Genomic DNA, 21461 nt, shown 5'->3' with positions numbered 1-21461 from the left:
ACTCTATGGCTGTATAGGCTCGTAGCTCAGCTGGTTAGAGCACCACCTTGACATGGTGGGGGTCGTTGGTTCGAGTCCAATCGAGCCTACCAACGAATAAGACCCAAAAGAAGCGCTAATCATGGCTTCAAAGAGGCGCGGATGCCCAAAAGCTACCGCGCTTTCTTTTTGGGAAAGATGTCAGTAATGAAGTTCCGTAAATAAGATGGGGTCATCATGCTTGTAGTTACTCTACCCGATGGATCAAAACGTGAGTTTGAGGCACCAGTTCGCGTAGCGGATGTTGCTCAAAGCATCGGTAGTGGTCTTGCAAAAGCTGCCTTAGGCGGCATCGTAGATGGCAAGATGGTGGATACCAGTTTTGTGATTGATAAAGACAGTCAATTAGCTATCATCACCGACAAAAGTCCTGAGGCTCTTGAGATTGTGCGTCACTCCACAGCTCACTTGTTGGCTTACGCTGTAAAAGAATTATTTCCAGAGGTACAAGTAACCATTGGTCCAGTAATCGAGAATGGCTTTTACTACGACTTCTCTTATCACCGCCCATTTACTCCAGACGACTTAGTTGCTCTCGAAAAGAAAATGACTGAGCTCGCTAAAAAAGATGAGCCAGTTACTCGCACCGTAATGCCGCGCGATGACGCTGTCGAGTTTTTTAAGAAGCAGGGTGAAAACTACAAAGCAGAATTGATTGCCAGCATTCCGCAGGGCGAAGATGTTTCTTTGTATGCCGAAGGTAAGTTCACTGACCTTTGTCGCGGCCCGCACGTGCCTTCTACCGGCAAGCTCAAGGTATTTAAGCTTATGAAGCTGGCTGGCGCTTACTGGCGTGGCGATAGCAAGAATGAGATGCTGCAGCGTATTTACGGCACTGCATGGTTGCGTAAAGAAGATCAAGATGCTTACTTACATATGCTTGAAGAATCTGAGAAGCGTGATCACCGCCGCCTCGGTAAGCAACTTGATTTATTTCATTTTCAAGAAGAAGCGCCTGGTTTAATTTTCTGGCATCCAAAAGGTTGGTCCATTTGGCAAGAAGTTGAGCAATACATGCGTCGCGTGTATCAGCAAGAAGGCTATCAAGAAGTAAAAGCTCCGCAGATTTTGGATCGCGGTCTTTGGGAAAAATCAGGCCACTGGGAAAACTATAAAGAAAATATGTTCACGACGGAGTCGGAGAATCGTGCTTATGCATTAAAGCCGATGAACTGTCCTGGTCACGTGCAAATTTATAACTCTGGCTTGCATAGTTATCGTGAGTTGCCATTACGTTTTGGTGAGTTTGGTCAGTGCCACCGTAACGAACCATCAGGTGCATTGCATGGTTTGATGCGTGTGCGCGGCTTTACTCAAGACGATGGTCATATTTTCTGTACTGAAGATCAAATTCAATCTGAAGTAGCGGCATTTGATAAAGCAGTTCGTGCCGTGTATCAGGATTTTGGCTTTACCGAAGTGGCAGTAAAGCTGGCCTTACGTCCTGCTAAGCGTGTAGGCGATGATGCTATTTGGGATAAAGCAGAAGAGGCTCTCCGTGGTGCCCTCAAGGCCTCAGGCCAGGAATGGGAAGAATTGCCAGGCGAGGGTGCTTTTTATGGCCCTAAGATCGAATATCACCTTAAAGACTCGATTGGCCGTACTTGGCAGTGCGGCACGATTCAGGTTGATTTCTCGATGCCAGCCCGTTTGGGTGCTGAATATGTGGCTGAAGACAATACTCGCAAGACCCCAGTCATGCTCCATAGGGCAATTGTGGGCTCTTTAGAGCGTTTTATCGGTATTTTGATCGAAAACCACGCTGGAAACATGCCTGTTTGGCTGGCTCCAACCCAGGCTGTAGTCCTTAATATCTCCGGAAATTCTGCTGCATATGCACAACAAGTGCAGCAATTACTGAAAAAACAAGGGTTTAGAGTCGAATCCGATTTGCGGAACGAGAAAATTACGTATAAAATACGCGAGCACGCATTACAGAAGACTCCATTTTTGCTAGTTGTAGGTGATAAAGAGTCTGAAAGCAATACGGTGGCCGTTCGTGCCCGTGGCGGAGTAGATTTAGGTGTAATGCCTCTTGATGCCTTCGTTGCCCGACTCCAGCAGGATATATCCCATAAAGTCGGACCCGAGCCTAGCTAGGGTTAGAACGGTTTTTATTGTTTTTTTAAAGGAATTAAGAAGATCGCTACTGAAAAATTGCAGCGCATTAACCGGGAAATTACTGCTCCTGAAGTGCGTTTGATTGGAATTGATGGAGAGCCCATCGGTGTAGTTAAGTTGAGTGAAGCCTTGGCTTTAGCAGAAGAGAAAGAGACCGATTTGGTTGAAATTGCTCCGACGGCTGTGCCACCTGTAGTCCGCATCATGGACTTCGGCAAATTCAAATACCAAGAAGCCAAGCGGATGCATGAAGCTAAGCTGAAGCAAAAAGTAATTCAGGTGAAGGAAGTGAAATTCCGCCCTGGTACTGATGATGGTGACTATGGTGTGAAGCTACGCAATCTAATCCGCTTTTTGGAAGATGGCGATAAGACAAAGATTACGCTGCGGTTTCGGGGTCGTGAAATGGCCCACCAAGAAATCGGTGTCAGAATGTTGGAGCGTTTGAAGTTGGACCTCGTTGAGTACGGTCAAGTTGAACAGTTTCCAAAAATGGAAGGCCGCCAGATGGTGATGGTATTGGCCCCCATTCGTAAGGCTAAGTAACTGGGTTCTACCTGGTTCTTGTGTAGTGAGGTGTCGTAAGACGCTGGTAGTTTGAAGTGCTTCTGGGTACAGGAAGAGTAACCGTCGGTTACCACCTATGTTGCACAAGTAATTGAAGGGGTGCTTTATGCCCAAGATGAAGAGCAAGAGTAGCGCTAAAAAGCGCTTCACGGTTCGCGCAGGCGGAACGATTAAACGAGGACAGGCTTTCAAACGCCACATCCTTACCAAGAAGACCACAAAGAATAAGCGTCACTTACGTGGTACTACCGAAGTTGCGAAAGCTGACGTTAAGTCAATTCGCTCCATGCTTCCTTACGCTTAACCTCAGACTAGATTAGGAGAAATAAATGCCAAGAGTCAAACGTGGGGTTACAGCAAGAGCCCGTCATAAGAAAATCACCGATGCCGCTACAGGTTACCGTGGCCGTCGTAAGAACGTATTCCGTATTGCTAAGCAAGCGGTTATGCGTGCTGGTCAATATGCATATCGTGACCGTCGCAATAAGAAACGTGTATTCCGCGCATTGTGGATTGCCCGTATCAACGCGGCAGTTCGTCAGCATGACATGACCTATAGCGTATTCATGAATGGTATGAAGAAAGCTGCGATCGAACTCGACCGCAAGGTACTTTCTGATATGGCCATTGCTGACAAAGCGGCTTTTGCTGCTTTGGTTACTCGGATCAAATCCGTAGTAAACGCTGCAGCTTAATCTTAGTTTTCTAAACTAAGCTGCAATGGTTTCTCTCGACCACATTGTCGAGGATGCTAAACGTGATTTCCTCGGAGCTGCCGATGCGGCAGCTCTTGAGGACGCGAAAGCCAAGTATCTCGGTAAGTCAGGTGTTCTCACTGAGCGTTTAAAAGCGCTTGGTGGAATGTCGCCTGATGAACGCAAGAGTGCTGGCGCCCAAATTAATCAAATCAAAACCCAAGTAGAAGCTGCATTACAAGAGCGCCGCCAAGCTTTGGCTGATGCCATCTTGTTGCAACGTCTTGCAGCCGAGTCTATCGATGTGTCCTTGCCTGGCCGTGGCCAAGCAGTAGGTAGCTTGCATCCTGTGATGCGCACCTGGGAGCGTGTTGAAGAGATCTTCCGCTCAATAGGTTTTGACGTAGCAGATGGCCCTGAGATTGAAACCGATTGGTTTAATTTCACAGCCTTAAATAGTCCTGAGAATCATCCTGCACGTTCAATGCAGGATACTTTTTATATCGATGGTAAAGATTCTAACGAGAAGCCTTTGCTATTACGTACGCATACCAGCCCTATTCAGGTTCGTTATGCGAGCGAGCATGTTAAGAAATACGCTAGTGCAGATGTAATGCCGCCAATCAAGGTGATTGCGCCAGGCAGAACATATCGTGTTGATAGCGATGCAACCCATTCACCAATGTTCCATCAAGTTGAAGGCTTGTGGATTGCTGAGAGCGTTTCTTTTGCAGACCTCAAAGGCGTCTATACAGATTTCTTAAGAACCTTCTTTGAAACGAATGCATTGCAAGTTCGTTTCCGACCTTCATATTTCCCTTTTACAGAGCCTTCTGCTGAAATTGATATGGCCTTTGGTAGTGGCAAGCTTGCCGGCCGTTGGTTAGAAATCTCCGGAGCAGGGCAGGTTCATCCAAACGTCTTACGTAATATGGGTATCGACCCAGAGCGCTATACCGGCTTCGCATTTGGATCTGGTCTAGAACGCTTAACGATGCTGCGTTACGGCGTAGATGATTTGCGTCTCTTCTTTGAAAACGATCTGCGTTTCTTGGCGCAGTTCCCTGCATAACCAAATCATTAACTAGATACCGCTATGCAATTTTCTGAATCTTGGCTTCGTCAGTATGTAAACCCATCACTCGATAGTGATGCGCTTGGTCATGCAATGACAATGGCCGGTTTAGAAGTTGAAGAGCAACATTCAGTAGCACCTGCATTTACTAAGATCGTGATTGCGCAGATATTGTCTGCAGAGCAACATCCTGATGCAGACCGTTTACGTGTTTGTAAAGTAGACGCTGGTACTGGTCAAGAGTTACAGATTGTTTGTGGTGCGCCTAATGCGCGTGCTGGCATCAAGATTCCGTGCGCTATGGTTGGCGCTGAATTGCCTCCTGCTGAAGCCGGCGGCAAGCCATTCATGATCAAAGTAGGTAAGCTACGCGGCGTTGAAAGCCAAGGCATGTTGTGCTCTGGCCGTGAGCTTGGCCTGGGTGATGATCACGAAGGCATCTTAGAGTTACCTGTTGATGCGCCAGTTGGTAAAGATATTCGTGAATATCTGAATCTTGATGATCAAATCTTTGTTATTAAATTAACCCCGAATAAAGCCGATTGCCTCTCATTGATGGGGATGGCAAGAGAAGTTTCCGCCATTACTGGTGCTGCGCTCTGCGCGCCGAAGTGGACACCACCAGCAGTATCGATTAACGACAAGTGCAAAGTTACTGTAGAAGATAAAGAACTCTGTGGACGTTTTGCTGGTCGCGTGATTCGTGGTGTCAATCCGCAGGCTAAAACGCCCGAGTGGATTGTGCAGCGTTTATCCCGCGCAGGTCAAAGAAGTATTTCTGCATTAGTGGATCTCTCCAACTACGTCATGCTAGAGATGGGGCAACCTACCCACGTATTTGATATTGATAAATTGAATGGCGATATCACTGTTCGTTGGGCTAAAGCAGGCGAAACTCTTGAATTATTAAATGGTCAGACTGTGACTTTGCAGCGCCCCGACTCTGCGGGCAAGTTACAGGACGCTGGTGTGGTTGCTGATCAGAATGGCCCGGTAGCGCTTGCCGGAATTATGGGCGGGAATCATTGCGCCGTATCTGATGACACCAAGAATATCTATGTTGAGGCTGCATATTGGTTGCCTTCAGCTATTCAGGGCCGTGCCCGCCGCTTTAACTTCAGTACCGATGCATCGCATCGATTTGAGCGTGGTGTGGATCCACAAAATACGGTTAATTGTCTAGAGTATCTCAGCGCCTTAATTATTGAGGTCTGCGGTGGCCAAGCTGGTCCAGTAGATGATCAAGTATTGAATGTGCCAGAACGTAAGCCAGTCAAAATGCGTTTGGCTAGAGCAGAAAAAGTAATTGGTATTCCACTGACAAATGAAGTGGTTGCTGATGTATTTCAGCGTCTTGGTTTTGAGTTTAAGCAAGAGGGTGATGCGTTTATCGTTGCGCCTCCAAGCTATCGTTTCGATATTGAAATCGAAGAAGATTTGATTGAAGAAGTCGCTCGCATGTACGGCTTTGAAAATATCCCCGATCAACCGCCAGTAGCCTCATTGAAGATGAGTGCTAAACCAGAAGCAAAACGCGGTGTTCATTTATTGCGCCAGCGTTTGGCTCTCCAAGGTTATCAAGAGGCAGTAAATTTTGGTTTCACAGATCTTGAAAGTGAAAAGCGTTTAACTGGCGCCACTGAAAAGGACATCATTGCAGTGCTAAATCCTATTGCCAGTCAATACGGTGTGATGCGCAGCACGCTATGGGGCGGTTTGTTAAATAACCTCAAGGCGAATTTGAACCGTGGAGCAGGGCGTGTGCGCCTGTTTGAGACTGGCCGTGTATTTAAGCGTGACGTGAATGCTCAAGAAGAAGCTGGCAAAGTGGCCGGTTTTCATCAGCCCCAGAAAATTGGTGGCCTAGCTTATGGATCTTTTGTTCCAGAGCAATGGGCCAATGCAACCCGTGCAGTTGATTTCTTTGATGTGAAGGGTGATCTGGAGTGTGTCTTAGATCCCCTGCATTTTGTCACTGAAGCTGCACAGCACCCAGCATTACATCCGGGTCGCAGTGCGAAGATATTCTTGACTACAGCCAAGAATCGCATTGAAGTAGGATTCATTGGTGAGCTTCATCCTGGTTTGCAACAAGCGTATGAGTTGCCACAAGCGCCGGTGTTATTTGAATTAGACTTAGATCCTATTCGTGAGCTTGGCTTACCGGTGCCTGAAGAGTTGAGTAAATTCCCTGCAGTGCAACGTGATTTGGCCTTGGTTGTTAAGCAAAGCGTTTCTGCGCAGTCCCTGTTAGATGTTATGGCTGCTAGCAAGCAAAATTTTGTGCGCAATATTGAACTCTTTGATGAATTCAAGCCTAAGGCTGGATCAAGCAGCATGGCAGATGATGAGAAGAGCTTGGCTTTCCGAGTAACCCTCTTAAACCCTAATGAGACATTGCAGGATCCCCAAATTGATGCAGTAATGGCTGCTTTATTGGGCGCAGTTGAGAAAAAGTGCGCGGCCCGTTTGCGCTAGGTTTAATATTAGGCATAAATCAAATAATTAATTAGTTACCAAAGAGACAAGCAATGACTGAATTGATTTCTAACGACACCGTTACCAAGAATGAGCTATCCGAAGCTCTTTTTGATCAAGTTGGACTAAATAAGCGCGAAGCAAAAGATATGATCGATGCCTTTTTTGATCGTGTTGGTCAATCTCTTGAAGCAGGCGTAGAAGTAAAGATCTCCGGTTTTGGTAATTTCCAGTTGCGCAATAAATCGGCTCGTCCTGGCCGAAATCCAAAGACAGGTCAAATGATTCCGATTGCAGCTAGACGCGTAGTTACATTTCACGCAAGTCAAAAGCTTAAAGATGTAGTGGAGTCACATGCTCGAGAAAACCGAGTTTGATGCTAGCTCAGCGCTGCTGAGCTCTCAACTTCCCCCGATACCAGCAAAGCGCTATTTCACCATTGGTGAGGTAGCTGATCTTTGTGGTGTGCGCTCTCACGTACTGCGTTATTGGGAGCAGGAGTTTGCTCAACTCAGCCCACAGAAACGCCGTGGTAACCGTCGTTACTACCAGCACCATGAAGTGGTCTTGATCAGAAAGATTCGCTCTCTCCTCTATGAAGAGGGCTTTACGATTAGCGGTGCTCGCAATCGCCTTGAAGAGGCTCGTGGCGATCTCCGTCTGCGTGAAGAATTGCAAGCGGTTCTGCAGATTCTCTCTAAATAGTTACTGCTACAATTTTAATTTCGTCGGGGCGTAGCGCAGCCTGGTAGCGTACATGCATGGGGTGCATGTGGTCGGAGGTTCAAATCCTCTCGCCCCGACCATTCAAACTAATCCCACTATCTCAAAGCACCATCTCTATGACAAGCGATACAAAACCCGTTGAATACTTTGGTCTCAAAATTCCTTTTTTGGCGCATTTGGGCGTAGTTCCTGAGTATGCGAAAGAGGGCAAGTCCCGTATTAGTCTTGACCTTAAGCCTGAGTATGAGAACAGCTTTGGTATTGCCCATGGCGGCGTCATCATGACACTCCTGGATTTTGCAATGGGGGCAGCAGCTAGGAGCATTTCCGAGGTTCCCTTGGGTGCTATGACAATTGATATGTCAGTCAGTTTCCTGCGTCCCAGCACCGGCAAAATCGTGGTGGAGGGCACCATCCTCAAGCCAGGAAAGACGATTAACTACTGCGAAGCTGTGGTTTTGAATGAAGCGGGGGAGATAACCGCTAAATCCAGCGGTACATTTATGCTCAGAGAATCAAAAACAGTTTAATTAAATATAATATTTATAAAGATTATGTCTTTTATTAACCTGAGCTGATATAGCCCTAATAAATATAGTTAATTATTCCGAATAATATATATTGCCTGATTGATTAATGTATATATAATCATCATCTAATATGGCTTATATCAGCCCTATAAAACAACCCATTATTCGGAGAGTGAAAAGAATATGTCTTCTTATAAAGAGCTTTTAGCCCAACGCGAGCAGTTGGATAAACAGATTAAAGAAGCAATTGCCCATGAAAAGGCTGATGGCATTGCCAAGGCCAAAGTGATTATTGAGCAATATGGCTTAACTGCATCCGATCTATTTAGCCGCAAAGCCGGCGTAAAGAGCGCTGGCGGTAAAGTGGCTCCTAAATACCGCAATCCTTCAACAGGCGAAACCTGGACTGGTAGAGGTAAGGCGCCAAAGTGGATTGAAGGCAGAGATCGTAGTAGCTACTTGATCTAAGTGCTTGTTTTTATTAAGTTTTAGTACCAAAGGCCGCTGATAGCGGCCTTTTCTTTTACTCCTTTCTCAATCTGAATTGCCCTCTAAGCGCACTTCCTAGCCAAAGCTTCTACAAATAGGGGCTCAAGTAACTCATGCCGACTACCATGAGGCCAGTTTCCCTCAGCCTCTGGATTAGTTGCGGGGTAGCCAATAATGAGAGGATTGAGGTCAATTAAGCCGTTTTCAAGCTCCTGTTTAATGCTTTCACTCAAGGGATGCTTACCGCCAGAGTTCTCGTCTGCCAGTGCAACCACACCAGGGTGCAGTTTGATAAAACCTTCATCTACTAGAATAGGTATGCGCTGTGTGTCCTTGTTTTTGCTAAAATAATGGATTAAATGGACTTGCTCTACAGGTGGAATAAGAGCATCCAAAAAGATCAAATCGGGGGCAATGGAAACAGCCTTCATTAAGCCCTCCAGGCTATCTACTGCCATTTCCATATCTACTTTGAGCTGCCAATCAGCAATAGACTCTAATAATTCTTGGCCATTCTCAGACCTTCTAAATATCCCCATGGCTACACAGTTTTGAGTGGTCTTTTGACGCATAGCCCTTTTTCTGCGCTGTAATTGCTGTTCTAAGGAGCTGGCCAATATACGTCTGTGGCCGCCACGGGTTTTCCAGGCAATGAGTTCGCCCAATTCCACCATTTTTTGAACGGTGCCTAGGGAAACCTGTAAAACCTTGGCGCTTTGGCGAGTACTGAGATATTCCGTTTCTGGGGTAATTGATTTCATATTTCCCTTAATTTCATTTAATTGTTTGAAGATTTAGAGAATAAAAATCAAATTCATTTGAATCTGTCGGTAAAACTTTAAAGCGGGGTAGGAAAGTTCTTATTAATTCTCATTTATAGGGAGATACCCCAAAATTCCTTGAAATCAGGGAAAGCCCTTTATGTATCAATGGTCATTCGTGTTAAATTACACCTGTAGTACCAGTATTCGCACAGATCAATTCGCTAAACGGTAGAGCCGTGCAACGAATGGTTTTAACCACAGTTTTTATTCGGGAAACCCGATGAAAGGTGAGCATCATGATGCAGGATCAAAGAGATAACTCCTATCTCTTCGGCGGAAACGCACCCTACGTAGAGGAACTCTACGAATCCTACTTGCACGATCCAGCTTCCGTAGCTGATCATTGGCGAGATTATTTCGATAACGTGAAACAGGTTCCTGCGGTTGACGGTTCATCTCGAACTGACATTGCCCATGCACCTATTGTTGCTTCATTTGCTGAGCGCGCTAAGCAAGGTCCAATCAGAACGATTTCTGATTCGGCTGACTCAGAGATGGGCCGCAAACGCGTTGCTGTTCAGCAGTTAATTGCCGCATACCGTAACGTGGGCAATCGCTGGGCAAACTTAGATCCATTAAAGCGGACAGAGCGCCAGGATATTCCTGAGTTAGATCCCGCTTTCTATGGCTTTACTGATGGCGATATGGATATCGTTTTCAATACAAGTAATACATTCTTCGGTAGAAACGAAATGTCCCTGCGCGATTTGCTCCAAGCATTGCGCGAGACATACTGCGGCACGATCGGTGTCGAGTTTATGTTTATTGCCGACCAAAAGATTAAGAAGTGGTGGCAGGAAAAATTAGAGTCTATTCGCTCAACCCCACAATTTAACGTGGATGAGAAGCGTCAAATCTTGGATCGCGTAACTGCTGCTGAAGGCTTAGAGCGTTACCTCCAAGCTAAATATGTTGGTCAAAAGCGCTTCTCCCTAGAGGGCGGCGAAAGCTTTATTGCCTGCATGGATGAGTTGGTTCGTGATTCAGGTAATAAAGGCATTCAGGAAATCGTGATTGGTATGGCTCACCGTGGTCGTCTCAATGTATTGGTCAACACCTTGGGCAAAATGCCTAAGGACTTGTTTGCTGAGTTTGAGCACAAGGGACCAGAAACATTGCCTGCGGGTGACGTTAAATACCACCAAGGTTTCTCAAGCGATATTTCTACTCCCGGCGGTCCGGTTCACTTGTCATTGGCATTTAACCCATCCCATTTAGAGATCGTTAACCCAGTAGTTGAGGGTTCTGCACGTGCTCGTATGGAGCGTCGTGGCGATATGTTGGGTATGCAAGTGATGCCAGTATTGGTTCACGGTGATGCTGCGATTGCAGGTCAGGGCGTGATGCAAGAAACATTGGCGATGTCAGAAGTTCGTGGTTATTCCACGGGCGGCACAATGCATATCGTGATTAACAACCAGATTGGTTTCACGACCTCAGATCCACGTGACTTGCGTTCGAGCTTGTATTGCACGGACATCATGAAGATTGTGGATGCCCCGGTATTGCACGTGAACGGCGACGATCCTGAAGCGGTAGTGTTGGCGACTAAGTTGGCTGTTGAGTTCCGCATGAAGTTTCATAAGGACGTTGCAGTTGACATCATCTGCTTCCGTAAATTGGGTCACAACGAGCAAGATACGCCTGCAATGACTCAGCCTTTGATGTACAAAATCATTGCCGCACATCCTGGCACACGTAAGCTCTATGCCGACAAACTAGAGGCTCAAGGCGTATTGCCTGCCGGTACTGGTGACCTCATGGTTAAAGAGTACCGCGCTGCAATGGATGAGGGTAAGCAAACCTCCGATCCAGTGTTGAGCAACTTCAAAGGTAAGTTTGCGGTAGATTGGTCTCCGTTCTTAAATAAGAAGTGGACCGATGAAGCCGATACAGCGATTCCATTAACAGAGTGGAAGCGTTTGGCTGAGAAGATTTCTACTATTCCCGAAGGTTTCAAGGCTCATCCATTGGTTGCTAAGGTCTATAACGATCGTGCCGCTATGGGTCGCGGTGAGGTGAACGTGGATTGGGGTATGGGCGAGCATATGGCTTTCGCATCCCTGGTGGCTAGCGGCTACCCAGTGCGTTTATCTGGCGAAGATAGCGGACGTGGAACCTTTACCCACCGTCATGCGGTATTACATGAGCAAAACCGTGAGAAGTGGGATACCGGTACTTATGTCGCTCTTCAGCATGTCACTAAAGATCAAGCGCCGTTTGTGGTGATTGACTCGATTCTTTCTGAAGAGGCTGTCCTGGGTTTTGAATACGGCTATGCCGCTGCAGAACCAAACACCTTAACAATTTGGGAAGCGCAATTCGGTGACTTCGCTAACGGCGCTCAAGTAGTGATTGACCAGTTCATCGCCTCAGGTGAAGTGAAGTGGGGTCGTGCGAATGGTTTGGTCATGATGTTGCCGCATGGTTACGAAGGTCAAGGCCCAGAGCATTCCTCTGCACGTCTTGAGCGCTTTATGCAGTTATGTGCCGACACGAATATGCAGGTGATTCAGCCGACTACTGCGGCGCAGATCTTCCACGTATTGCGTCGTCAAATGATTCGTCAGTTCCGTAAGCCGCTGATCTTGATGACTCCTAAATCATTGTTGCGTAACAAAGAGGCTGCATCACCTTTATCTGAATTTACTAAAGGCGGTTTCCAAACCATCATTGGTGAGCGTGATGATTCTATCGATGCGAAGCAAGTTACTCGTTTAGTCATGTGTTCTGGCAAGGTCTATTACGACTTAGTTAAGCAGCGCGCTGAGAAGAAGATTGCTGATGTAGCGATCATTCGCTTAGAGCAGTTGTATCCATTCCCGCACAAAGCATTGACTGCTGAGTTGAAGAAATATCCGAAATTGGAAGACGTGGTGTGGTGTCAAGATGAGCCGCAAAACCAAGGTGCTTGGTTCTTTGTCCAGCACAACATCTTGGAAAACATGTCTGATGGCATGAAGTTGGGCTACGCAGGCCGTCCTGCATCAGCATCTCCAGCTTGTGGTTATGCCCATCTCCACCAAGAACAGCAGAAGTCTCTACTGAATGCGGCATTTGCCAAACTCAAAGGTTACGTGATCACGAAATAATCGTCTTCATAACTCAACATACACACATACATATAAACAGGATTAATCATGGCTATTTTCGAAGTTAAAGTTCCACAACTCTCCGAGTCAGTTGCTGAAGCAACTTTGTTGCAATGGAAAAAGAAGGTTGGTGACGCTGTTGGTCAAGACGAGATCTTGATCGAAATCGAAACAGACAAAGTTGTTCTCGAAGTTCCAGCGCCTTCCGCTGGTGTTTTGACACAAATCGTTGTTGCTGACGGTGGTACTGTTGTTGCTGAGCAATTGATTGCAAAGATTGATAGCACTGCTGTTGCCGCTGCCGCACCTGCACCTGCCGCTGCTCCTGCAGCAGCACCAGCAAAGGCAGCTGCTCCTGCCGCTAAAGCTGGCGCAGCTGCCGCTCCTTCCGCTGCAAAAATTCTTGCAGAGAAGGGTGTCGACGCTGGTCAAGTTGCTGGTTCAGGACGTGATGGTCGTATCACTAAGGGTGATGCATTGAATGCTTCTGCAGGCGGTACTAAATCTGCTGCATTGCCAAGCGCGCCAGTTCCAATGGGTGATCGCCCAGAAGAGCGTGTACCAATGAGCCGTTTGCGTGCTCGTATTGCTGAGCGTTTGCTTGAGTCCCAAGCTAACAACGCTATTTTGACTACATTTAATGAAGTCAACATGGCGCCAGTAATCGCTATGCGTAATAAGTACAAAGATCAGTTTGAAAAAGTCCATGGCGTGAAGTTGGGCTTCATGTCTTTCTTTGTGAAAGCAGCTACGCATGCTTTGAAGAAATTCCCACTCTTGAATGCTTCAGTTGATGGCAATGACATCGTTTACCACGGTTACTTTGATATCGGTATTGCAGTAAGCTCACCACGTGGCTTGGTAGTTCCGATTTTGCGTGACGTTGACCAAATGAATTTGGCTGACATTGAGAAGAAAATTGCTGAATTCGGTGCCAAGGCTCGCGATGGCAAATTGTCGATTGAAGAGTTGACTGGCGGTACATTCTCCATCTCTAACGGCGGCGTATTCGGATCGATGTTGTCTACCCCGATCATCAACCCACCGCAATCCGCTATTTTGGGTATTCATGCAACTAAAGATCGTGCTGTAGTTGAAAACGGCCAAGTCGTTGTTCGCCCAATTAACTACCTTGCTTTGTCATACGATCACCGCATTATTGACGGTCGTGAGGCTGTGCTTGGTTTAGTTGCTATGAAGGATGCTTTAGAAGATCCTTCACGTCTTCTCCTTGATTTGTAAGAAGGGAAGATCATGAGCCAAGCTTTTGACGTAGTAGTAATTGGTGCGGGCCCTGGTGGCTACATCGCCGCAATTCGTGCAGCGCAACTTGGATTTAAGGTTGCCTGTGCTGAATCTAGTTCCTATGATGATCCTAAAGGTGAAACACGTTTGGGTGGTACCTGCTTAAACGTGGGTTGTATTCCCTCTAAGGCATTGTTGGCATCTTCAGAGGAATTTGAAAAGATCAGCCATCATGCTGCGGATCATGGCATTAAAGTGGGTGCAGTAAGCATCGACTCTAAAAAGATGATCGCTCGTAAAGACGATATTGTTACCAAAATGACGGGTGGCATTCAGTACTTGTTCCGTAAGAACAAAATCACTTTGTTAAAAGGCCATGCTTCATTCGAAGGTAAGAATGCCGATGGTTATCAAGTAAAGATTGATGGCAAAGACAAAGAAACGGTTACCGCAAAGAATGTCATTATTGCTACCGGCTCTAAAGCGCGTCACCTTCCTGGTATCGCTGTAGACAACGTCTTGATCTGCGATAACGAAGGTGCGCTCAAGTTTGATTCTGCTCCTAAGAAATTAGGCGTTATTGGTGCAGGTGTGATCGGATTAGAGTTGGGCTCCGTATGGCGCCGTCTCGGTGCTGAAGTGACTGTACTTGAAGCCATGCCTTCATTCTTGGGTGCTTGCGATATCGGTATTGCAAAAGAAGCTCAAAAGCTCTTTGCTAAGCAAGGCTTAGATATTCATACTGGCGTGAAGATTGGTGATGTTAAAGCCGACAAGAAGGGTGTAGTGGTGAATTACACCGATAGCGCTGGTAAGGCTGCTAAGTTGGAATGTGAACGCTTAATTGTTTCCGTTGGTCGCGTACCTAACACCGACAAATTGGGTTTAGACAAGATCGGCCTTAAAGTGGATGAGCGTGGCTTCATTCCAATTGATGATCACACCTGTGCTACTGCTGCACCTGGCGTTTATGCTGTTGGTGACGTAGTACGCGGCCCTATGTTGGCACACAAAGCAGAAGACGAAGGCGTCTTGGTTGCCGAAGTGATTGCCGGTCAAAAGCCGCATATCGATTACAACTGCATTCCTTGGGTGATCTATACCGATCCTGAAATTGCCTGGGTTGGTAAAACTGAACAAGCACTCAAAGAGGCGGGCATTGCTTATAAAGCAGGTCAGTTCCCCTTTGCTGCTAACGGCCGTGCATTAGGCATGGGTCGTGCTGATGGTTTCATTAAGGTATTGGCTGATGCCAAGACTGATGAGATTCTTGGCGTACATATTATTGGTGCCAATGCTTCTGACTTAATTGCTGAAGCAGCGGTTGCAATGGAATTTAAAGCAGCAGCAGAAGATATTGCTCGTATCTGTCATGCACATCCAAGTTTGTCTGAAGTGATGCGCGAAGCAGCGTTGGCGACAGACTCACGTGCATTAAATATGTAATTGAAAACCATTGAGTTTTACCAACAAGAGTTAAAAGCGCGCGGGTATCAAAGTGATCCCGCGCAGCTTTGTGCTGTAGAGCGTCTTCAGGAATGTGAAGATCAATGGATTGCTTATAAAGAAATCCGCAGCAATACCTTAAAGAAAAAGATATTCAAACCAACGCTCCCACGCGGTATTTACTTATGGGGTGGGGTAGGTCGCGGCAAGTCCTTCTTGATGGACTGCTTTTATGCGGCCTCACCATTAGAAAAGAAAATCCGCATTCATTTTCATGAGTTCATGCGTGAAGTACATCGTGAATTGCATGAGCTGTCAGGAATGGCAGACCCACTCGATGAGCTTGCTAAGCGTATTTCAAATCGCTATCGCCTTATCTGCTTTGATGAGTTTCACATCAACGACATTGCCGATGCGATGATTCTCTATCGCTTGCTCAGCGCACTCTTTGCCGATCGCGTGCAGTTTGTGATGACATCAAACTATCGTCCCGATCAGCTCTATCCGAATGGTTTACATCGTGATCGATTGATTCCTGCAATTAAGCTGTTGGAAGAAAAGTTAGATGTCTTGAATGTAGATGCGGGCAATGATTACCGCCGGGTTCAAATGGCGCAAGTCGAGGCCTATCTCACCCCGGCCAATGCCGAGACGCAAGCAACGCTCGGTCAAATGTTTCAAACCTTGATTGGTAATCAAAAAGAAGCGCGTAATCCAGTGCTCAACATTGAGTCCCGTGAGTTGCGACCGCTTCACATGGCGGACGGTGTTGTTTGGTTCGACTTTAAAACTTTGTGTTGCGGCCCACGCTCACAAAATGATTACTTAGAGATTGCCAACCAGTTTCATACGGTGATTTTGTCTGGGGTGCCCTATATGCCCCCAAGAATGACAAATGAAGCTCGCCGCTTTATTTGGCTAATCGACGTCTTGTATGACCACAAGATTAAGTTAATCATGTCTGCTGAGGTCCCAGCTCCAGATTTGTACACTGAGGGCCAAATTACGGCTGAATTCTCTCGAACCGTGTCCCGTTTGATTGAGATGCAGTCCCGTGACTACCTAGATGCGCCGCGCCGGGTAATTGACACCAGCTTGACCTAAAATAGGGTTATGAGCAGCTTTTCACCCCTAAATGCCGACTTGCATTGCCATTCAGTGATTTCTGATGGCACTTTGACGCCCGAACAATTAGCGGAGCGTGCCAAAGCCAATGGAGTGCATTTGTGGGCGCTAACCGATCATGATGAGTTGGGTGGTCAGAAACGTGCGCGAGAAGCAGCTAGTGCACTAAAGATCGAATACCTTGCTGGTGTAGAAATTTCTGTCACTTGGATGGGTGAGACGATTCATATTGTTGGTCTTGGAATTGATGCTGAGCATGCTGGCATCATCGAAGGACTTCGTCGCACTCGTGATGGCCGAGGTAATCGCGCCAAACTGATGGCAGAGCAGTTACTCAAAGCAGGTATACCCGGTGCTTATGAAGGCGCACTTCATTTTGCAGGCAATCATGATTTGATTTCAAGAACACACTTTGCGCGCTTCTTAGTAGAGCAGGGTGTTTGTCGTAATACCGAGCATGTATTTAAAAATTATTTAATTGAAGGCAAACCAGGATATGTACCTCATCAGTGGGCTACTCTAGATGACGCTGTTAGCTGGATTAAATCAGCAGGTGGTGTAGCGGTGATTGCCCATCCTGGACGCTACAGTAGACTCAATGCCATGCAAATGGATGAGCTCTATAAACACTTTAAGGATATCGGCGGCCTAGCGATAGAGGTCATTACTGGCAGCCATAGCCCTGATCAATATAAAACCTTTGCAAAGATTGCGCAGCAATATGGCTTTTTGGCCTCTCGTGGCTCAGACTTTCATGACCCAAGCGAGAGTCATATAGATTTAGGCAATTTGCCGCACTTACCGGATCACCTCACGCCAGTATGGTCTGCATTTCATTAAACGATTAATTCATTAACTCCATCATTACTTAACCACTTAGAAAAAGAATACAGATGTTTGCTGAACGCGTTCTCTCTGGCATGCGACCAACCGGTAGCTTGCACTTGGGTCACTACCATGGTGTATTAAAGAACTGGGTGCGCTTGCAGTCAGAGTATCCATGCTTCTTTTTTGTGGCTGATTGGCATGCATTAACTACTCATTACGAGACTCCGGATGTCATTGAGCAGTCTGTATGGGATATGGTGATTGATTGGTTGGCAACGGGCGTTGATCCAAATCAGGCTACTTTGTTCATTCAAAGTAAAGTGCCTGAGCACGCTGAACTGTTTTTATTGCTCTCCATGGGAACCCCGCTGGGCTGGCTTGAGCGGGTACCTACCTATAAAGATCAAATTGAGAAACTCAAGGAAAAAGATCTCCAAACTTATGGTTTCTTGGGTTATCCATTGCTGCAGGCGGCTGACATATTGATGTATCGCGCACAGTTGGTGCCAGTTGGTGAAGATCAGGTGCCACACGTAGAGATGACTCGTGAAGTGGCGCGCCGCTTTAATTATTTATACGGACGCGAACCCGGTTTTGAAGAAAAAGCTTTAGAGGCAGTTAAAAAATTAGGCAGCAAGCGCGCCAAAATGTATGCAGAATTACGAGTGGCCTTCCAAGAGCGCGGTGATGAAGAGGCGTTGGAGCAGGCTAAAGCATTGCTGCAAGAAGCGCAGAGTTTATCGATGGCTGATCGCGAAAGACTCTTTGGCTTTTTAGAAGGCGCTCGCAAAATTATTCTGCCTGAGCCACAAGCATTACTCACAACAGCATCACGTATGCCTGGTATTGATGGGCAAAAGATGTCGAAGTCCTACGGCAACACCATTAGCATTCGCGAAAATCCCGATGATGTCATTAAGAAGATTCGTACGATGCCAACTGATCCGGCGCGCGTCAGAAGAACTGATGCCGGAGACCCGGCACGGTGCCCCGTATGGCAACTGCATACTGTTTACTCCAATGAAGAAACGAAACAGTGGGTTGATAAGGGTTGTAAATCTGCTGGTATTGGATGCCTCGAGTGTAAGCAACCGGTAATCGATTCAATTTTGGCTGAGCAGCAGCCGATGTTTGAGCGTGCTCAGAAGTATTTGGATGACCCTAGTTTGCTGCGTTCCATCATTGCTGATGGTTGCGACAAGGCACGCAAGGTTGCCCAAGAAACTATGCGTGAGGTTCGCGAAGCAATGGGCCTTGCTTACGATTGAGTCTTAATCTTGCCTAGCCCGCACGATGCCATTTTGAATGCCTCTCCTTGGGTAAGGAGATTTGTACCCCTCATTCCAAAGGGTGGGGTGGTACTGGATTTAGCTTGCGGATCAGGGCGACACTCTGAGTTATTGGCAAGCATGGGTCATGATGTCTTGGCGGTTGATCAAGATGTCGCAGCAGTAGGTTCTGTTGGTAACCCTTTAATCACTCCAAAGCATCTCAATCTTGAACAGGCTGATTGGCCTCTGATAGGTTCGGAGTTCAGTGCGATCGTAGTGACAAACTACCTCTATCGTCCGCACTTAGACCAATTGCCCAAAATGCTTCAGCAGGACGGTGTTTTAATCTATGAAACCTTCGCCCTGGGGAATGAAGAATTTGGTAAGCCATCTAACCCCAATTTCCTGCTAAATCCAGGGGAATTGCTCACTTTTGCCTCCCGTCATGGTCTTAAGGTAGTGGCTTATGAGGATATTTACGTAGATCAACCCAAACCAGCTATGGTTCAGCGCCTGTGCGCGGTAAAAGGTGAGCTAAAACAGCGCATTCCGTTACAATTTCAGGGTTAAGACAGCTAAAAATCGGTGCATATTCGGTGACAAATACAGCTCATTCCAAAGGTAGCAAAAAGCCCATCGCTGGCAGTATGCCGGCTATCGTGACTCCCATGTTCGAAGATGGCAGCTTGGATTACGCTAGCTTGCGTTCCTTGTTGGATTGGCATGTGTCTGAAGGTACTGACGGCATTGTGATTGTTGGTACTAGCGGTGAGTCTCCAACAGTTTCTGTTGAAGAGCATTGCGAGCTCATTCGCGTGACAGTGGAGCAGATTGCTGGACGTATTCCAGTGATTGCTGGCACTGGCGGTAACTCTACGATTGAAGCGATTGAATTAACTCAATTTGCTAAGCAGGTTGGCGCGGATGCCAGCTTGCAGGTAGTACCGTATTACAACAAGCCAACGCAAGATGGCATGTTTGCTCACTTTAAGAAGATTGCTGAGTCGGTTGATTTGCCAGTGATTTTGTATAACGTTCCTGGCAGAACGGTTGCTGATTTGGCTGGCGATACGGTCGTCCGTTTAGCGGGTGTGCCAGGCATTATTGGTATTAAAGAGGCAACAGGTAGCTTAGAGCGTGGCACCTTATTGATTAATGATCTCAAGCGTGCTGGACATCAAGACTTCTCCGTATTTTCAGGCGACGATCTGACTGCAGCCATGTTGATGTTGATGGGTGGCAAGGGAAACATTTCTGTCACGGCCAATATTGCTCCGCGTTTGATGCATGAGCTCTGCGTAGCAGCTATGTCAGATGATGTGAAAAGAACCCGTGAAATTCAATATCAATTGATTGCAGTCCATAAAGCCATGTTCACAGAGGCTAACCCAATCCCAGTGAAGTGGGCATTACACGAAATGGGCAAGATCACTGCAGGCATTCGTTTGCCATTAACACCTTTAAGCAATTCTTTGCGTGAGCCTTTGAAGGCAGCGCTAAAACAGGCCAACCTACTATGATGAATTTGCTCCAACTATCCCGTCGACATTTTTCGATTCTGATTTTAATCGTTATCGGTTCTGCTGTATTGACTGCGTGTAAGACGGTTACCAGTAACGATACCGTTGACTATAAGAGCGCGGGCGCTGTGCGTGGCCCAAATTTATCCTATCCTCCAGACTTGATTACCGCTCAGGCTGATCGCCGTTATATTGTTCAAGATGGAACGGCCACGATGTCTGAATACAATGCTGCTGTCAAGAAATCGGTACAGATCCGTAGTAATGTTATGACTGGTATTCCGGGGATGCGGATTGCTCGTGATGGCGAGCGTCGTTGGCTGGTAGTTGAAAAACCAGCCCCCGAACTCTATCCGCAAGTAAAAGATTTTTGGCAAGAGAATGGCTTCTTATTGGTGATCGACTCACCATCTACTGGAATTATGGAAACCGATTGGGCTGAAAATCGCGCCAAGATCCCGCAAGATTGGATTCGCTCCGTCGTTGGCAGCGCAGTAGACTCAATCTATGACACTGGTGAGCGGGACAAATACAAAACACGCTTAGAGCTATCCAAACCTGGCGAGACTGAGATTTACATTACCCATCGCGGCATGATTGAAAAATGTGTAACCGATACTCCGGGGGGAGCATGCATATCCACTCTTTGGACACCGCGCCCCAATGATCCTGAGTTAGAGGCTGTTTTCTTGGCGCGCTTGATGGAGCGCTTGGGAATGACTCAAGAGCAAGCCAGGGCAATGGTTGCGGCTCCTCTAAGCCCTAAAACCCCCAAAGCGAAGTTTGTGCAAGAGGGCAGCAATCAGGGTTACATCGAGCTAGCCACTGGCTTTGATCGTTCATGGCGCGATATTGGATTGGCATTGGACCGCTCGAACTTCACTGTTGAAGATCGCAATCGTTCCACTGGTGTTTACTATGTTCGTTACGTTAATCCGAAGGACTTGGGCGACACCAAGGGCTTCTTCTCTAATCTCTTTAGCAGTAAAGATGATTCGGGTATGAAGGCTAAAAAATATCAGGTACTTGTGAAGAGTACTGGCGAGAATTCTGCAAATGTTTATGTGCAGAACGCTGATGGTAAGCCAGAAAATACGCCTGCTGGTTATCAATTGCTGACTTTGTTAACGGAGCAACTAACAAGGTAGTAGTTATTGAAGACAAATAAAAAAGCCGCTTTTCAGCGGCTTTTTTTCTTCATGAAGAAGATTACTTCTTAGCGTCAGCAGCAGGAGCAGCTGGAGCTGGAGCAGCAGCAGGAGCTTCAGCAGCAGGAGCAGCTGGAGCAGCAGCAGGAGCTTCAGCAGGTTTTGCTTCTTCTTTTTTACCGCAAGCGGCCAAGGCGATTGCTAACATAGCAGCGAATACGAGTGACTTCTTCATTTGTAAA

21 protein-coding genes and 2 tRNA genes are annotated in these 21461 nt (G+C 46.8%); 21 read left to right on the top strand and 2 right to left on the bottom strand.

Features of this window, described 5'->3' with window-relative positions:
- Positions 1-15: 15 nt before the first annotated feature.
- The 12 genes from VC159_RS06470 to VC159_RS06415 all read left to right on the top strand — a co-directional run bounded on the left by VC159_RS06470 (position 16) and on the right by VC159_RS06415 (position 8699).
- Positions 16-92 (top strand) — tRNA-Val (locus tag VC159_RS06470).
- 124 nt (positions 93-216) lie between these two features.
- Positions 217-2139, top strand: a complete 1923-nt coding sequence (gene thrS / locus VC159_RS06465; protein WP_215360055.1) for a threonine--tRNA ligase — start codon at positions 217-219, stop codon at positions 2137-2139.
- A 33-nt stretch (positions 2140-2172) separates the two neighbouring features.
- Complete coding sequence (gene infC / locus VC159_RS06460) at positions 2173-2706, top strand: translation initiation factor IF-3 (protein ID WP_374222774.1); 534 nt, start codon at positions 2173-2175, stop codon at positions 2704-2706.
- A 127-nt stretch (positions 2707-2833) separates the two neighbouring features.
- On the top strand, positions 2834-3031 hold the full coding sequence (rpmI, locus tag VC159_RS06455; RefSeq protein WP_046330084.1) for a 50S ribosomal protein L35: 198 nt from the start codon (positions 2834-2836) through the stop codon (positions 3029-3031).
- A 25-nt stretch (positions 3032-3056) separates the two neighbouring features.
- Positions 3057-3422, top strand: a complete 366-nt coding sequence (rplT, locus tag VC159_RS06450) for a 50S ribosomal protein L20 (protein ID WP_011902675.1) — start codon at positions 3057-3059, stop codon at positions 3420-3422.
- 25 nt (positions 3423-3447) lie between these two features.
- Positions 3448-4494 (top strand): phenylalanine--tRNA ligase subunit alpha, encoded by a 1047-nt coding sequence (gene pheS / locus VC159_RS06445; protein ID WP_215360057.1) that lies wholly within the window; start codon positions 3448-3450, stop codon positions 4492-4494.
- Between the two features lie 24 nt (positions 4495-4518).
- Positions 4519-6975: a phenylalanine--tRNA ligase subunit beta gene (gene pheT / locus VC159_RS06440; RefSeq protein WP_215360059.1), complete on the top strand. Its 2457-nt coding sequence runs from the start codon at positions 4519-4521 to the stop codon at positions 6973-6975.
- Positions 6976-7028: 53 nt separating this feature from the next.
- A complete protein-coding gene (locus VC159_RS06435) occupies positions 7029-7352 on the top strand; it encodes an integration host factor subunit alpha (RefSeq protein WP_072582283.1) in 324 nt (107 codons plus the stop codon).
- The gene (locus VC159_RS06430) at positions 7330-7680 is read left to right on the top strand and encodes a MerR family transcriptional regulator (protein WP_072582284.1); all 351 of its coding nucleotides are present in this window, start codon (positions 7330-7332) and stop codon (positions 7678-7680) included. The genes VC159_RS06435 and VC159_RS06430 overlap by 23 nt, the downstream gene beginning before the upstream one ends.
- A gap of 24 nt (positions 7681-7704) precedes the next feature.
- A tRNA-Pro gene (locus VC159_RS06425) sits at positions 7705-7781 on the top strand.
- A gap of 36 nt (positions 7782-7817) precedes the next feature.
- Positions 7818-8231 carry a PaaI family thioesterase gene (locus VC159_RS06420; RefSeq protein ID WP_215360061.1) on the top strand — a complete coding sequence of 138 codons (414 nt, stop codon included), beginning with the start codon at positions 7818-7820 and terminating at the stop codon, positions 8229-8231.
- A gap of 183 nt (positions 8232-8414) precedes the next feature.
- Positions 8415-8699 (top strand): H-NS family nucleoid-associated regulatory protein, encoded by a 285-nt coding sequence (locus VC159_RS06415; RefSeq protein ID WP_215360063.1) that lies wholly within the window; start codon positions 8415-8417, stop codon positions 8697-8699.
- Positions 8700-8782: 83 nt separating this feature from the next.
- Here VC159_RS06415 and VC159_RS06410 read toward each other — a convergent pair whose 3' ends face one another.
- Positions 8783-9481: an excisionase family DNA-binding protein gene (locus VC159_RS06410; protein WP_215360065.1), complete on the bottom strand. Its 699-nt coding sequence runs from the start codon at positions 9479-9481 to the stop codon at positions 8783-8785.
- A gap of 299 nt (positions 9482-9780) precedes the next feature.
- Between VC159_RS06410 and VC159_RS06405 the strand changes: the two genes are divergently transcribed.
- The 9 genes from VC159_RS06405 (at position 9781) to bamC (ending at position 21219) form a co-directional block, all read left to right on the top strand.
- Positions 9781-12636 carry a 2-oxoglutarate dehydrogenase E1 component gene (locus VC159_RS06405; protein ID WP_215360067.1) on the top strand — a complete coding sequence of 952 codons (2856 nt, stop codon included), beginning with the start codon at positions 9781-9783 and terminating at the stop codon, positions 12634-12636.
- A gap of 48 nt (positions 12637-12684) precedes the next feature.
- Positions 12685-13878 (top strand): 2-oxoglutarate dehydrogenase complex dihydrolipoyllysine-residue succinyltransferase, encoded by a 1194-nt coding sequence (gene odhB / locus VC159_RS06400; protein ID WP_215360069.1) that lies wholly within the window; start codon positions 12685-12687, stop codon positions 13876-13878.
- A gap of 12 nt (positions 13879-13890) precedes the next feature.
- On the top strand, positions 13891-15327 hold the full coding sequence (lpdA, locus tag VC159_RS06395; RefSeq protein WP_215360071.1) for a dihydrolipoyl dehydrogenase: 1437 nt from the start codon (positions 13891-13893) through the stop codon (positions 15325-15327).
- The gene (zapE, locus tag VC159_RS06390) at positions 15328-16431 is read left to right on the top strand and encodes a cell division protein ZapE (protein ID WP_215360073.1); all 1104 of its coding nucleotides are present in this window, start codon (positions 15328-15330) and stop codon (positions 16429-16431) included.
- A gap of 9 nt (positions 16432-16440) precedes the next feature.
- Positions 16441-17292 (top strand): 3',5'-nucleoside bisphosphate phosphatase, encoded by an 852-nt coding sequence (locus VC159_RS06385; protein WP_215360075.1) that lies wholly within the window; start codon positions 16441-16443, stop codon positions 17290-17292.
- A gap of 53 nt (positions 17293-17345) precedes the next feature.
- Complete coding sequence (locus VC159_RS06380) at positions 17346-18548, top strand: tryptophan--tRNA ligase (RefSeq protein WP_215360077.1); 1203 nt, start codon at positions 17346-17348, stop codon at positions 18546-18548.
- Between the two features lie 9 nt (positions 18549-18557).
- On the top strand, positions 18558-19121 hold the full coding sequence (locus VC159_RS06375) for a class I SAM-dependent methyltransferase (protein WP_251367802.1): 564 nt from the start codon (positions 18558-18560) through the stop codon (positions 19119-19121).
- A 77-nt stretch (positions 19122-19198) separates the two neighbouring features.
- On the top strand, positions 19199-20071 hold the full coding sequence (dapA, locus tag VC159_RS06370; protein ID WP_215360370.1) for a 4-hydroxy-tetrahydrodipicolinate synthase: 873 nt from the start codon (positions 19199-19201) through the stop codon (positions 20069-20071).
- Complete coding sequence (bamC, locus tag VC159_RS06365) at positions 20068-21219, top strand: outer membrane protein assembly factor BamC (RefSeq protein WP_215360078.1); 1152 nt, start codon at positions 20068-20070, stop codon at positions 21217-21219. Before dapA ends, bamC begins: the two co-directional genes overlap by 4 nt.
- A 61-nt stretch (positions 21220-21280) precedes the next feature.
- On the opposite strand, the gene VC159_RS06360 is transcribed toward bamC, so the two are convergent.
- Positions 21281-21454: a hypothetical protein gene (locus VC159_RS06360; RefSeq protein ID WP_215360080.1), complete on the bottom strand. Its 174-nt coding sequence runs from the start codon at positions 21452-21454 to the stop codon at positions 21281-21283.
- Between the last annotated feature and the right edge of the window lie 7 nt (positions 21455-21461).

This window comes from Polynucleobacter sp. JS-JIR-II-c23 (assembly GCF_035011225.1).
Taxonomy (GTDB): Bacteria; Pseudomonadota; Gammaproteobacteria; order Burkholderiales; family Burkholderiaceae; genus Polynucleobacter.
Note: the sequence above shows the minus strand (reverse complement) of the source record. Positions and strands in the feature narration are given on the sequence as shown.